This window comes from Enterobacter sp. RHBSTW-00901, assembly GCF_014103115.1.
Lineage (GTDB): Bacteria > Pseudomonadota > Gammaproteobacteria > Enterobacterales > Enterobacteriaceae > Enterobacter > Enterobacter cloacae_P.
In genome coordinates, this window is sequence record NZ_JABXPB010000001.1 from 1,682,142 (window position 1) to 1,696,258 (window position 14,117).

Here is a 14,117-nt window from a genome sequence, read left to right on the forward strand (position 1 = left end):
ACAGGAGAGTTGCATGAGCCAGCGAGGGTTAGAAGCGCTATTACGTCCTAAATCCATTGCCGTTATTGGTGCATCAATGAAACCAGACCGCGCAGGTTATCTGATGATGCGCAACCTGCTGGCGGGTGGATTTAATGGCCCCGTCATGCCCGTTACGCCCACGTATAAAGCCGTTCAGGGTGTACTGGCATGGCCAGATGTACAAAGCCTGCCTTTTGTACCCGACCTTGCCGTTCTGTGTACGCACGCGAAACGTAATCCGGAGCTGCTGGAATCGCTTGGCAAGAAAGGATGTAAAACCTGTATTATCCTTTCGTCTCCTCCTGAACAACAACCTGAGCTGTTGGCATGTGCCAGCCGCTACCAGATGCGCATTCTTGGCCCCAACAGTCTGGGTCTGCTCGCGCCCTGGCAGGGACTGAATGCCAGTTTCTCCCCGGTACCCATCAGCAAAGGTAAACTCGCCTTTATTTCCCAGTCGGCCGCCGTATCAAACACGATCCTCGACTGGGCACAACAGAGGGAGATGGGGTTTTCCTATTTCATCGCACTGGGTGACAGCCTGGATATCGATGTCGATGAACTGCTGGATTTTCTGGCACGTGATAGCAAGACCAGCGCCATTCTTCTCTATCTTGAGCACCTCAGTGATGCCCGCCGTTTTGTGTCTGCATCACGTAGCGCGTCCCGCAATAAGCCAATCCTGGTTATCAAAAGCGGACGTAGCCCGGCCGCCCAACGGCTTCTGCACTCACATTCAGGCATGGATCCTGCGTGGGATGCCGCAATCCAGCGCGCGGGTTTGTTGCGGGTACAAGATACGCACGAACTTTTTTCTGCCGTTGAGACGTTAAGTCATATGCGGCCATTACGCGGTGAAAAACTCATGATAGTCAGCAATGGTGCAGCCCCGGCAGCACTGGCCCTGGATGAGCTGTGGCTGCGCAATGGCAAGCTGGCAACACTGGGGGAAGAGACGCTGCAGCGCCTGAGTGAGGCTTTACCGGCAAGCGTTTCGCCCGGCAACCCACTCGATTTGCGAGATGATGCCAGCAGCGAACGCTATATCAAGGCCATATCCATTTTACTGGATAGCCAGGACTTTGATGCGCTGATGATTATCCATTCACCCAGCGCAGTAGCACCAGGCAGTGAAAGTGCGCGTGCGCTGATTGAGGCAGTACGGAACCATCCTCGCGGTAAATACGTCACTCTGTTGACCAACTGGTGCGGCGAATTTTCCTCTCAGGAGGCACGACGTCTGTTCAGTGAAGCCGGGCTACCAACATATCGCACGCCGGAAGGCACCATTACCGCATTTATGCATATGGTGGAGTACCGCCGGAACCAGAAGCAACTACGTGAAACGCCTGCATTACCCGGTAACCTGATGGCGAATTCCGTCGATGTCCACAGGCTGTTACAGCAGGCTATCGAAGAAGGCGCTACGTCGCTTGATACTCACGAGGTGCAACCTATTCTTGGCAGCTATGGGATGCAAACGCTGCCAACGTGGATTGCCAGCGACAGTGCCGAAGCGGTTCATATTGCCGAGCAGATTGGCTACCCGGTCGCCCTGAAGCTCCGCTCGCCCGATATCCCGCATAAGTCGGATATTCAGGGGGTGATGTTGTACCTGCGCACGGCGGCGGAAGTGCAGCAGGCGGCAGAGGCCATTATCGATCGCGCTAAGATGGCCTGGCCACAGGCGAGGATCCACGGGCTACTGGTGCAGAGCATGGCCAACCGTGCGGGTGCTCAGGAGCTGCGGGTGGTGGTTGAGCACGATCCCGTCTTTGGTCCGCTCATCATGCTGGGAGAAGGCGGCGTTGACTGGCGTCCAGAGGAACAGGCGGTGGTCGCTTTGCCGCCGCTCAATATGAACCTGGCTCGCTACCTGGTTATTCAGGCGATAAAAAGCAAGAAAATCCGTGGCCGAAGTGCCCTGCGTCCACTCGATATTGCCGGGTTAAGCCAGTTTCTGGTACAGGTTTCTAACCTGATTGTCGATTGCGCAGAGATCCAACGGCTGGACATTCATCCGCTGCTCGCCTCCGGCAATGAGTTTACAGCGCTGGACGTCACGCTGGATATTGCACCTTTCGAAGGAGACAGAGAAAGTCGTCTCGCGATCCGTCCGTATCCTTTGCAACTTGAAGAGTGGGTAGAGATGAAAAACGGAGAGCGTGCGCTTTTTCGTCCCATCCTGCCGGAAGACGAACCGCAATTGCGGATGTTTATCTCTCAGGTCACCAAAGAGGATCTTTACTATCGCTACTTTAGCGAAATCAATGAATTTACCCATGACGATTTAGCCAATATGACCCAGATCGACTACGATCGAGAAATGGCGTTTGTGGCCGTTCGTCGTACCGATCAGGGAGATGAGATCCTCGGCGTGACGCGCGCTATTTCCGACCCGGATAATGTCGATGCGGAATTTGCCGTGCTGGTACGTTCTGATTTAAAAGGTCTGGGTCTGGGACGGCGGCTGCTGGAAAAACTCATCAGTTATACGCGCGATCACGGATTGTTACGCCTGAATGGCATTACTATGCCTAACAATCGCGGTATGGTGACCCTGGCGCGAAAACTTGGATTTGACGTTGATATTCAACTGGACGAAGGGATTGTTGCCCTGTCGCTCAGGCTGACATCAGCGGATAAACAAGAGTAAGCTACTGGAAATGTTAACCACTTTGGACGGTACTGGTGGTATCATTGTCTGCTTATGTTGTTTGCATGGTACAGACAACCCTTCAATGAACAGAGAAGAAACGCACTGTGATGTTGTCAAAATTTAAGCGTAATAAACATCAACAACACCTTGCTCAACTACCGAAGATTTCTCAGTCAGTTGATGATGTAGAGTTCTTTTACGCTCCCGCTCATTTTCGGGAGATGCTTCTGGAAAAGATAGCCAGTGCGACGCGACGTATCTGCGTTGTCGCGCTGTATCTTGAACAAGATGAAGGCGGGCGCGGGATCCTGAATGCGCTCTATGAGGCCAAACGTCAGCGTCCGGAACTGGATGTACGCGTGCTGGTTGATTGGCACCGTGCGCAGCGTGGCCGTATTGGCGCTGTCGCTTCAAATACAAATGCTGACTGGTATTGCCGTACGGCTCAGGAGAACCCTGGCGTCGATGTTCCGGTCTATGGCGTCCCCGTGAATACCCGTGAGGCGCTCGGCGTACTGCATTTCAAAGGATTTATCATCGATGATAGCGTCCTCTATAGCGGCGCGAGCCTGAATGATGTTTACCTCCATCAGCTCGATAAATACCGTTATGACCGTTATCATCTGATCCGCAATCCGCAAATGGCCGATATCATGTTTAACTGGGTTGATAAAAACCTGGTTCATGGTCGCGGCGTAAATCGTCTTGATGATCCCCATCGTCCCAAGAGCCCGGAAATCAAAAACGATGTTCGCTCGTTCCGACAGGAGCTTCGTGACGCGGTTTATTACTTCCAGGGTGATGCAAATAACGAAGAGTTATCCGTTACGCCACTGGTGGGGTTAGGTAAATCGAGCCTGCTGAACAAAACGATCTTCCATTTAATGCCGTGCGCTGAGCAAAAACTCACCATCTGCACGCCATACTTTAACCTTCCAGCCGTTCTGGTACGCAACATCATTCAGCTGCTGCGTGATGGTAAGAAGGTAGAGATCATCGTCGGTGATAAAACGGCAAATGACTTCTTTATCCCGGAAGATCAACCGTTCAAAATCATCGGTGCACTGCCCTATCTCTATGAGATTAACCTTCGTCGTTTCCTGAGTCGTTTACAGTATTATGTGAACACCGACCAGCTGGTTGTTCGTTTGTGGAAAGATGATGACAACACCTATCATCTCAAAGGAATGTGGGTCGATGATGAATGGATGTTATTGACCGGGAATAACCTGAACCCTCGCGCCTGGCGTCTGGATCTGGAAAATGCAATTCTTATCCACGATCCAAAACATGAATTAGCCGCTAAGCGTGAACGTGAGCTGGAACTTATTCGCACTCATACGACTACGGTTCGTCATTACCGCGATCTACAGAGCATCGCCGATTATCCGGTGAAAGTCCGTAAACTGATTCGTCGTTTACGGCGGATCCGTATCGACCGCCTTATCAGCCGTATTCTGTAATGCTCAGGCCCTGTCATCGACAGGGCTTTTTTATGGAGCCTGTTAATGCGAACCACTCTCCTGCTAGCCACCTTTTATCTGACCGGATGCAGCCATATGGCTAACGATAGCTGGTCTGGTCAGGATAAAGCGCAACACTTTATCGCTTCTGCTATGTTGTCCGCTGCAGGTAATGAGTACGCGCAACACCAGGGTTATAGCCGGGATCGTAGCGCAGCCATCGGCCTGATGTTCTCAATCAGCCTGGGGGCGTCTAAAGAAATTTGGGATAGCCGCCCTGCAGGGAGCGGCTGGAGCTGGAAAGATTTTGCCTGGGATGTCGCCGGCGCAACCACCGGCTATACCGTGTGGCAGATGGCACATTACTAAAGGCGGATACCTTTACCCTTGCGATGAAGCATCAGGGATACAATGAAAGCCAACGCCCCCATCGCCGTAACGTACCAGAAGAATGTCGTTTCGCTTCCCCATGATTTAAGCGACAGAGCAACATACTCAGCCGACCCGCCAAACAGTGCGTTCGCCACTGCATAAGAAAGCCCTACACCCAGAGCACGAACCTGTGCCGGGAACATCTCCGCTTTCAGTATCCCGCTGATTGAGGTGTAGAAACTGACAATCATCATTGCCAGCATGACCAGGGCAAATGCTGCATACGGTGAGGAGACATGCTGAAGAGCAGACAAAATAGGTACGGTACATAAGGTGGACAGTCCACCAAAAATTAGCATCGACGTGCGACGGCCTATTTTATCGGAAAGTGCGCCGATAATTGGCTGTATGAGCATAAAGACAAACAGCGCAGCAGTCATCACTACGCTTGCGACGTTAGCGTGCATTCCCGTGGTGTTCACCAGATACTTTTGCATATAGGTGGTGAAAGTGTAAAAACTGAGCGAGCCTCCAGCAGTGAAACCGAGAACCAGCAGGAACGCTTTGCGGTTACGCCATAGCCCTTTGAGCGATCCAGCCTCCTTCAGCGTCCTGACCTCTTTTTGCGAGGTTTCATCTAACTGGCGACGCAGCCAAAGCGCAACAACCGCCAGCACCGCCCCCATTGCGAAAGGAATTCGCCATCCCCATTCATGAAGCTGGCTGTCGGTCAGGATTTGCTGGAGGATCACCACAACAAGGATGGCCAGAAGTTGTCCACCGATGAGCGTGACGTACTGGAAAGAGGCGTAAAAACCTTTACGACCTTCGATTGCAATTTCACTCATGTAAGTAGCACTGGTCCCATATTCTCCCCCAACGGACAGTCCCTGGAATAAACGAGCCAGTAACAGCAATGCTGGAGCCCACGTACCAATGGCATCATAACCGGGCAAACAGGCTATCACCAGCGATCCCAGACACATCATACAGACCGAGATCAGCATCGATGTTTTACGTCCACGACGATCGGCAATACGACCGAATAACCAGCCGCCAATTGGGCGCATTAAGAACCCTGCGGCAAAAACTCCAGCGGTCTGAAGTAGCTGAGTCGTTGTGTTCCCGGACGGGAAGAAAATGTGGGCGAAGTAGAGTGAACAAAATGAGTAGACGTAGAAGTCGAACCATTCAACCAGGTTCCCGGATGAAGCGCTAATAATAGCCCATACCCTTCGTCGGGTATCACTGTTAACCAGCGTCCCGCGCGATGTAATGCTTTCTGACATTGTGATTATACTCCTGCCATAAACAGTGGCGTACTGAGACCCGTATTGACTCGATTGTTTCGTAAATGAAATGTTATTATTTTGTTATAAACAACAACGAGACGATGATCACATATTTTATTAGCAGGATAATGGATTAGGAGAAAGGTGAGAAAGCTTCAGGGAGGGGGATCGCGAAAATCCAGAGCAAAAAACCCCGCACCTTCCGGTACGGGGTTCTTCTTAATTGATGCCTGGCAGTTCCCTACTCTCACATGGGGAGACCCCACACTACCATCGGCGCTACGGCGTTTCACTTCTGAGTTCGGCATGGGGTCAGGTGGGACCACCGCGCTAAAGCCGCCAGGCAAATTCTGTTAAATCTGTATCAAAGCTGAAAATATTCTGTCTCTTCGCCGAAACAGCTTCGGCGTTGTAAGGTTAAGCCTCACGGTTCATTAGTATCGGTTAGCTCAACGTATCGCTACGCTTACACACCCGACCTATCAACGTCGTCGTCTTCAACGTTCCTTCAGGAGACTTAAAGTCTCAGGGAGAACTCATCTCGGGGCAAGTTTCGTGCTTAGATGCTTTCAGCACTTATCTCTTCCGCATTTAGCTACCGGGCAATGCCATTGGCATGACAACCCGAACACCAGTGATGCGTCCACTCCGGTCCTCTCGTACTAGGAGCAGCCCCCCTCAATTCTCCAGCGCCCACGGCAGATAGGGACCGAACTGTCTCACGACGTTCTAAACCCAGCTCGCGTACCACTTTAAATGGCGAACAGCCATACCCTTGGGACCTACTTCAGCCCCAGGATGTGATGAGCCGACATCGAGGTGCCAAACACCGCCGTCGATATGAACTCTTGGGCGGTATCAGCCTGTTATCCCCGGAGTACCTTTTATCCGTTGAGCGATGGCCCTTCCATTCAGAACCACCGGATCACTATGACCTGCTTTCGCACCTGCTCGAGCCGTCACTCTCGCAGTCAAGCTAGCTTATGCCATTGCACTAACCTCCTGATGTCCGACCAGGATTAGCTAACCTTCGTGCTCCTCCGTTACTCTTTGGGAGGAGACCGCCCCAGTCAAACTACCCACCAGACACTGTCCGCAACCCGGATTACGGGTCTACGTTAGAACACCAGCCATTAAAGGGTGGTATTTCAAGGTCGGCTCCACGCAGACTGGCGTCCACGCTTCAAAGCCTCCCACCTATCCTACACATCAAGGACCAGTGTTCAGTGTCAAGCTATAGTAAAGGTTCACGGGGTCTTTCCGTCTTGCCGCGGGTACACTGCATCTTCACAGCGAGTTCAATTTCACTGAGTCTCGGGTGGAGACAGCCTGGCCATCATTACGCCATTCGTGCAGGTCGGAACTTACCCGACAAGGAATTTCGCTACCTTAGGACCGTTATAGTTACGGCCGCCGTTTACCGGGGCTTCGATCAAGAGCTTCGCGTTGCCGCTAACCCCATCAATTAACCTTCCGGCACCGGGCAGGCGTCACACCGTATACGTCCACTTTCGTGTTTGCACAGTGCTGTGTTTTTAATAAACAGTTGCAGCCAGCTGGTATCTTCGACTGATTTCAGCTCCACCCGCAGGGGCTTCACCTACATATCAGCGTGCCTTCTCCCGAAGTTACGGCACCATTTTGCCTAGTTCCTTCACCCGAGTTCTCTCAAGCGCCTTGGTATTCTCTACCTGACCACCTGTGTCGGTTTGGGGTACGATTTGATGTTACCTGATGCTTAGAGGCTTTTCCTGGAAGCAGGGCATTTGTTACTTCAGCACCGTAGTGCCTCGTCATCACACCTCAGCGTTAAAAAACGACCGGATTTACCTAATCGTTCCGCCTACATGCTTAAACCGGGACAACCGTCGCCCGGCTAACATAGCCTTCTCCGTCCCCCCTTCGCAGTAACACCAAGTACAGGAATATTAACCTGTTTCCCATCGACTACGCCTTTCGGCCTCGCCTTAGGGGTCGACTCACCCTGCCCCGATTAACGTTGGACAGGAACCCTTGGTCTTCCGGCGAGCGGGCTTTTCACCCGCTTTATCGTTACTTATGTCAGCATTCGCACTTCTGATACCTCCAGCATGCCTCACAGCACACCTTCAACGGCTTACAGAACGCTCCCCTACCCAACAACGCATAAGCGTCGCTGCCGCAGCTTCGGTGCATGGTTTAGCCCCGTTACATCTTCCGCGCAGGCCGACTCGACCAGTGAGCTATTACGCTTTCTTTAAATGATGGCTGCTTCTAAGCCAACATCCTGGCTGTCTGTGCCTTCCCACATCGTTTCCCACTTAACCATGACTTTGGGACCTTAGCTGGCGGTCTGGGTTGTTTCCCTCTTCACGACGGACGTTAGCACCCGCCGTGTGTCTCCCGTGATAACATTCTTCGGTATTCGTAGTTTGCATCGGGTTGGTAAGCCGGGATGGCCCCCTAGCCGAAACAGTGCTCTACCCCCGAAGATGAGTTCACGAGGCGCTACCTAAATAGCTTTCGGGGAGAACCAGCTATCTCCCGGTTTGATTGGCCTTTCACCCCCAGCCACAAGTCATCCGCTAATTTTTCAACATTAGTCGGTTCGGTCCTCCAGTTAGTGTTACCCAACCTTCAACCTGCCCATGGCTAGATCACCGGGTTTCGGGTCTATACCCTGCAACTTAACGCCCAGTTAAGACTCGGTTTCCCTTCGGCTCCCCTATACGGTTAACCTTGCTACAGAATATAAGTCGCTGACCCATTATACAAAAGGTACGCAGTCACACCACGAAGGTGCTCCCACTGCTTGTACGTACACGGTTTCAGGTTCTTTTTCACTCCCCTCGCCGGGGTTCTTTTCGCCTTTCCCTCACGGTACTGGTTCACTATCGGTCAGTCAGGAGTATTTAGCCTTGGAGGATGGTCCCCCCATATTCAGACAGGATACCACGTGTCCCGCCCTACTCTTCGAGTTCACAACCTGTGCATTTTCGTGTACGGGGCTGTCACCCTGTATCGCCGGACTTTCCAGACCGTTCCACTAACACACAAGCTGATTCAGACTCTGGGCTGCTCCCCGTTCGCTCGCCGCTACTGGGGGAATCTCGGTTGATTTCTTTTCCTCGGGGTACTTAGATGTTTCAGTTCCCCCGGTTCGCCTCGTTAACCTATGTATTCAGTTAACGATAGTGTGACGAATCACACTGGGTTTCCCCATTCGGACATCGCCGGGTCAAAGGTTCATATCACCTCGCCGGCGCTTTTCGCAGATTAGCACGTCCTTCATCGCCTCTGACTGCCAGGGCATCCACCGTGTACGCTTAGTCGCTTAACCTCACAACCCGAAGATGTTTCTTTCGATTCATCACCGACTTGCGAAAATTTGAGAGACTCGAACACACCATTTAAGATGTGTCGTTTCAATTTTCAGCTTGATCCAGATTTTTAAAGAGCAAATATCTCAAACAAGACTCGTGAGTCTGTTTTGAGATACGGTGGTCGGCGACTTTCACTCACAAACCAGCAAGTGGCGTCCCCTAGGGGATTCGAACCCCTGTTACCGCCGTGAAAGGGCGGTGTCCTGGGCCTCTAGACGAAGGGGACACTGAAGTCTCAATCGCAAGACGCCTTGCTATTTACTTTTCATCAGACAATCTGTGTGAGCACTGCAAAGGCAGGTTCTTTAAGGTAAGGAGGTGATCCAACCGCAGGTTCCCCTACGGTTACCTTGTTACGACTTCACCCCAGTCATGAATCACAAAGTGGTAAGCGCCCTCCCGAAGGTTAAGCTACCTACTTCTTTTGCAACCCACTCCCATGGTGTGACGGGCGGTGTGTACAAGGCCCGGGAACGTATTCACCGTAGCATTCTGATCTACGATTACTAGCGATTCCGACTTCATGGAGTCGAGTTGCAGACTCCAATCCGGACTACGACGCACTTTATGAGGTCCGCTTGCTCTCGCGAGGTCGCTTCTCTTTGTATGCGCCATTGTAGCACGTGTGTAGCCCTACTCGTAAGGGCCATGATGACTTGACGTCATCCCCACCTTCCTCCAGTTTATCACTGGCAGTCTCCTTTGAGTTCCCGGCCGGACCGCTGGCAACAAAGGATAAGGGTTGCGCTCGTTGCGGGACTTAACCCAACATTTCACAACACGAGCTGACGACAGCCATGCAGCACCTGTCTCAGAGTTCCCGAAGGCACCAAAGCATCTCTGCTAAGTTCTCTGGATGTCAAGAGTAGGTAAGGTTCTTCGCGTTGCATCGAATTAAACCACATGCTCCACCGCTTGTGCGGGCCCCCGTCAATTCATTTGAGTTTTAACCTTGCGGCCGTACTCCCCAGGCGGTCGACTTAACGCGTTAGCTCCGGAAGCCACGCCTCAAGGGCACAACCTCCAAGTCGACATCGTTTACGGCGTGGACTACCAGGGTATCTAATCCTGTTTGCTCCCCACGCTTTCGCACCTGAGCGTCAGTCTTTGTCCAGGGGGCCGCCTTCGCCACCGGTATTCCTCCAGATCTCTACGCATTTCACCGCTACACCTGGAATTCTACCCCCCTCTACAAGACTCTAGCCTGCCAGTTTCGAATGCAGTTCCCAGGTTGAGCCCGGGGATTTCACATCCGACTTGACAGACCGCCTGCGTGCGCTTTACGCCCAGTAATTCCGATTAACGCTTGCACCCTCCGTATTACCGCGGCTGCTGGCACGGAGTTAGCCGGTGCTTCTTCTGCGGGTAACGTCAATTGCTGTGGTTATTAACCACAACACCTTCCTCCCCGCTGAAAGTACTTTACAACCCGAAGGCCTTCTTCATACACGCGGCATGGCTGCATCAGGCTTGCGCCCATTGTGCAATATTCCCCACTGCTGCCTCCCGTAGGAGTCTGGACCGTGTCTCAGTTCCAGTGTGGCTGGTCATCCTCTCAGACCAGCTAGGGATCGTCGCCTAGGTGAGCCGTTACCCCACCTACTAGCTAATCCCATCTGGGCACATCTGATGGCAAGAGGCCCGAAGGTCCCCCTCTTTGGTCTTGCGACGTTATGCGGTATTAGCTACCGTTTCCAGTAGTTATCCCCCTCCATCAGGCAGTTTCCCAGACATTACTCACCCGTCCGCCGCTCGTCACCCGGGAGCAAGCTCCCTGTGTTACCGCCCGACTTGCATGTGTTAGGCCTGCCGCCAGCGTTCAATCTGAGCCATGATCAAACTCTTCAATTTAAAAGTTTGATGCTCAATGAATTAAACTTCGTAATGAATTACGTGTTCACTCGTTGAGACTTGGTATTCATTTATCGTCCGAGGACGTTAAGAATCCATGTCACTTTGAGTGCCCACACAGATTGTCTGATAAATTGTTAAAGAGCAGTGCCGATTCGTTTTCGCTGCGGCGCGGGGTGTGCATATTACGCTTTCCCGCCACAGAGTCAAGCATTTTATTTCGCTTTTCTCTGCTGGTGTTCATCTCTGAACCCCGCTAACCCGGCGGCCTGTAAGCCGTTGTTCCGTGTCAGTGGAGGCGCATTATAGGGAGTTATTCTGAAGCTGCAAGGATAAAGTGAAAATTATTTACCGACCGCTCACTTTCCAGGCAAATCACTTCCCAGACCTCAATTTTGGCCTGGTTTTTAAACAAAAACGAGCCGCAAGCGGCCCGTTTTTAGTGTTTTGTGACTTACTGCACTGCCACAATGCGATCGTCGTTGGCTTCCAGACGGATGACTTTGCCCGGAATCAGCTCCCCGGAGAGGATTTGCTGAGCCAGCGGGTTTTCAATCTGCTGCTGAATAGCGCGTTTCAATGGACGCGCCCCATAAACCGGATCGTAGCCATTTTCACTCAGCAGCTTCAGCGCATCGTCAGAGATATGGATTTCATATCCACGCTCTTCCAGACGTTTGTACAGACGCTGCAGCTGGATCTGTGCAATCGACGCAATATGTTTCTCACCCAGAGGATGGAACACCACAACTTCATCAATACGGTTGATGAACTCAGGACGGAAACTATGGCTGACCACACCAAGAACCAGATCTTTCATATGGCTGTAGTCCAGTTCACCGAAACGTTCCTGAATCAAATCAGAACCCAGGTTCGAGGTCATAATCACCACCGTATTACGGAAATCGACCGTTCTCCCCTGCCCGTCCGTCAGACGGCCATCATCCAGCACCTGCAGCAGGATGTTAAATACATCCGGATGTGCTTTTTCCACTTCATCCAGCAGGATGACGGAGTAAGGACGACGGCGAACCGCCTCTGTCAGATAGCCACCTTCTTCATAACCGACATATCCCGGAGGTGCACCGACCAAACGCGAGACGGAGTGTTTCTCCATAAACTCGGACATATCGATACGCACCATCGCGTCGTCGCTGTCGAACATAAAGTTAGCCAACGCTTTGCACAGCTCGGTTTTACCGACACCGGTCGGCCCCAGGAACAGGAACGAACCAATTGGGCGATTCGGATCGGACAGGCCCGCACGACTACGACGAATGGCGTTGGAAACCGCTTCGACCGCCTCGTTCTGACCAATGACGCGATTATGCAGATCCTGCTCCATACGCAGCAGTTTTTCACGTTCGCCCTCCAGCATGCGAGCGACCGGAATACCTGTCCAGCGCGCCAGCACCTCGGCAATCTCCGCATCCGTCACTTTATTACGTAACAGACGCATTGTTTTGCCTTCGGACTGTGTCGCGAGCTCAAGCTGTTTTTCCAGCTCAGGAATTTTGCCGTACTGAAGCTCAGACATCCGCGCCAGATCGCCGACGCGACGCGCCTGCTCAATAGCTATTTTTGCCTGCTCCAGCTCCGCTTTGATCGTCTGAGTGCCAGAGAGTGACGCTTTCTCCGCTTTCCACTCTTCTTCTAACTCAGAATACTGACGCTCTTTATCGTCCAGCTCTTCATTGAGCATATCCAGGCGTTTCTTACTGGCTTCATCAGACTCTTTCTTCAGCGCCTGCTGTTCCAGCTTGAGCTGAATGATGCGACGGTCGAGCCTGTCCAGTTCTTCCGGTTTAGAGTCAATCTGCATACGAATGCTTGATGCAGCTTCATCAATCAGGTCGATGGCTTTATCCGGCAACTGACGATCGGCAATATAGCGGTGCGAAAGCGTGGCTGCCGCGACAATCGCCGGGTCGGTGATCTGCACATGATGGTGCAGCTCATAACGTTCTTTCAGACCACGCAGAATTGCGATGGTATCTTCAACACTTGGCTCTGCGACAAACACTTTCTGGAAACGACGTTCCAGCGCGGCATCTTTTTCAATGTACTGACGGTACTCATCCAGCGTCGTCGCCCCCACGCAGTGAAGCTCACCACGCGCCAGAGCAGGTTTCAGCATATTCCCGGCATCCATTGCGCCGTCCGCTTTACCCGCACCAACCATCGTATGCAGTTCGTCGATAAACAGAATGACGTTGCCTTCCTGTTTCGCCAGATCGTTAAGTACACCTTTCAGACGCTCTTCAAACTCACCGCGGTATTTCGCCCCGGCCACCAGCGCGCCCATATCCAGCGCCAGTACGCGACGACCTTTCAGCCCTTCCGGCACTTCACCGTTCACAATACGCTGCGCCAGCCCTTCAACAATGGCCGTTTTACCGACGCCAGGCTCACCAATCAGCACAGGGTTGTTTTTGGTACGGCGCTGCAGTACCTGGATAGTACGGCGAATTTCTTCATCACGGCCGATCACCGGGTCAAGTTTGCCCTGCTCAGCACGTTCAGTCAGATCGACCGTAAATTTTTTCAAAGCCTGACGTTGGTCTTCGGCTCCCTGATCGTTCACGCTTTCACCTCCGCGCATTTTCTCAATCGCCTGAGTCACATTGGCAGTGGTTGCGCCGGCAGTTTTCAGCAGGTCGGTCAAGGTACCGCGTGATTCGAGCGCCGCCAGAACAAACAGCTCTGACGAAATAAAGTTGTCTCCACCTTTTTGCGCCAGCTTGTCGCAAAGGTTCAGCACGCGCACCAGATCCTGAGACGGCTGTACGTCGCCACCGGTGCCTTCCACCTGCGGTAAACGGCTCAGCGCTTGATCGATGGCTGTGCGCAACTGGCCAGCATTAATGCCAGCAGTGGTTAATAACGGACGAACCGATCCCCCTTCCTGATTCAGCAAGGCGCTCATTAAATGAAGAGGTTCGATAAACTGATTGTCGTGCCCAAGTGCGAGGGACTGGGCATCGGCGAGAGCAAGCTGGAATTTATTAGTAAGACGATCCAGACGCATAACTCCTCCCATAACTGGTCAAATTTGCTACTGGAGATTAAATGAGGTCATCCCTCAATTATTCAAGGT

The 14,117-nt window shown here is 52.3% G+C and carries 5 protein-coding genes, 1 tRNA gene and 3 rRNA genes; 3 read left to right on the top strand and 6 right to left on the bottom strand.

What is annotated here, in order from left to right; translation table 11 throughout:
- The first annotated feature begins 13 nt into the window (after positions 1–13).
- The 3 genes from HV318_RS08025 (at position 14) to HV318_RS08035 (ending at position 4,512) form a co-directional block, all read left to right on the top strand.
- Positions 14–2,677, top strand: a complete 2,664-nt coding sequence (locus HV318_RS08025; RefSeq protein ID WP_182272334.1) for a bifunctional acetate--CoA ligase family protein/GNAT family N-acetyltransferase — start codon at positions 14–16, stop codon at positions 2,675–2,677.
- A gap of 110 nt (positions 2,678–2,787) precedes the next feature.
- Positions 2,788–4,143 (top strand): CDP-diacylglycerol--serine O-phosphatidyltransferase, encoded by a 1,356-nt coding sequence (gene pssA / locus HV318_RS08030; protein WP_182274559.1) that lies wholly within the window; start codon positions 2,788–2,790, stop codon positions 4,141–4,143.
- Positions 4,144–4,188: 45 nt separating this feature from the next.
- Positions 4,189–4,512, top strand: coding sequence for a YfiM family lipoprotein (locus HV318_RS08035; protein ID WP_182272335.1), 324 nt, complete (start codon positions 4,189–4,191; stop codon positions 4,510–4,512).
- Here the strand turns inward: HV318_RS08035 and HV318_RS08040 are convergent.
- The 6 genes from HV318_RS08040 to clpB all read right to left on the bottom strand — a co-directional run bounded on the left by HV318_RS08040 (position 4,509) and on the right by clpB (position 14,048).
- Complete coding sequence (locus HV318_RS08040) at positions 4,509–5,804, bottom strand: MFS transporter (protein ID WP_182272336.1); 1,296 nt, start codon at positions 5,802–5,804, stop codon at positions 4,509–4,511. The two genes, HV318_RS08035 and HV318_RS08040, sit on opposite strands and share 4 nt — an antisense overlap.
- A gap of 231 nt (positions 5,805–6,035) precedes the next feature.
- Positions 6,036–6,151, bottom strand: a 5S ribosomal RNA gene (gene rrf / locus HV318_RS08045).
- Positions 6,152–6,220: 69 nt separating this feature from the next.
- Positions 6,221–9,126, bottom strand: a 23S ribosomal RNA gene (locus HV318_RS08050).
- Between the two features lie 193 nt (positions 9,127–9,319).
- Positions 9,320–9,395 (bottom strand) — tRNA-Glu (locus HV318_RS08055).
- A gap of 85 nt (positions 9,396–9,480) precedes the next feature.
- Positions 9,481–11,020, bottom strand: a 16S ribosomal RNA gene (locus HV318_RS08060).
- The 16S, 23S and 5S rRNA genes sit together here with 1 tRNA gene alongside, the layout of an rRNA operon.
- 454 nt (positions 11,021–11,474) lie before the next feature.
- The gene (gene clpB / locus HV318_RS08065) at positions 11,475–14,048 is read right to left on the bottom strand and encodes an ATP-dependent chaperone ClpB (RefSeq protein ID WP_182272337.1); all 2,574 of its coding nucleotides are present in this window, start codon (positions 14,046–14,048) and stop codon (positions 11,475–11,477) included.
- Positions 14,049–14,117: the final 69 nt, after the last annotated feature.

What these genes read in the sequence shown, in the direction of transcription:
- HV318_RS08035 (WP_182272335.1), top strand. Translation starts at nt 4,189, where the DNA reads ATGCGAACCACTCTCCTGCTAGCCACCTTTTATCTGACCGGATGCAGC.
- HV318_RS08025 (WP_182272334.1), top strand. Translation starts at nt 14, where the DNA reads ATGAGCCAGCGAGGGTTAGAAGCGCTATTACGTCCTAAATCCATTGCC.
- pssA (WP_182274559.1), top strand. Translation starts at nt 2,788, where the DNA reads ATGTTGTCAAAATTTAAGCGTAATAAACATCAACAACACCTTGCTCAA.
- HV318_RS08040 (WP_182272336.1), bottom strand. Translation starts at nt 5,804, where the DNA reads ATGTCAGAAAGCATTACATCGCGCGGGACGCTGGTTAACAGTGATACC.
- clpB (WP_182272337.1), bottom strand. Translation starts at nt 14,048, where the DNA reads ATGCGTCTGGATCGTCTTACTAATAAATTCCAGCTTGCTCTCGCCGAT.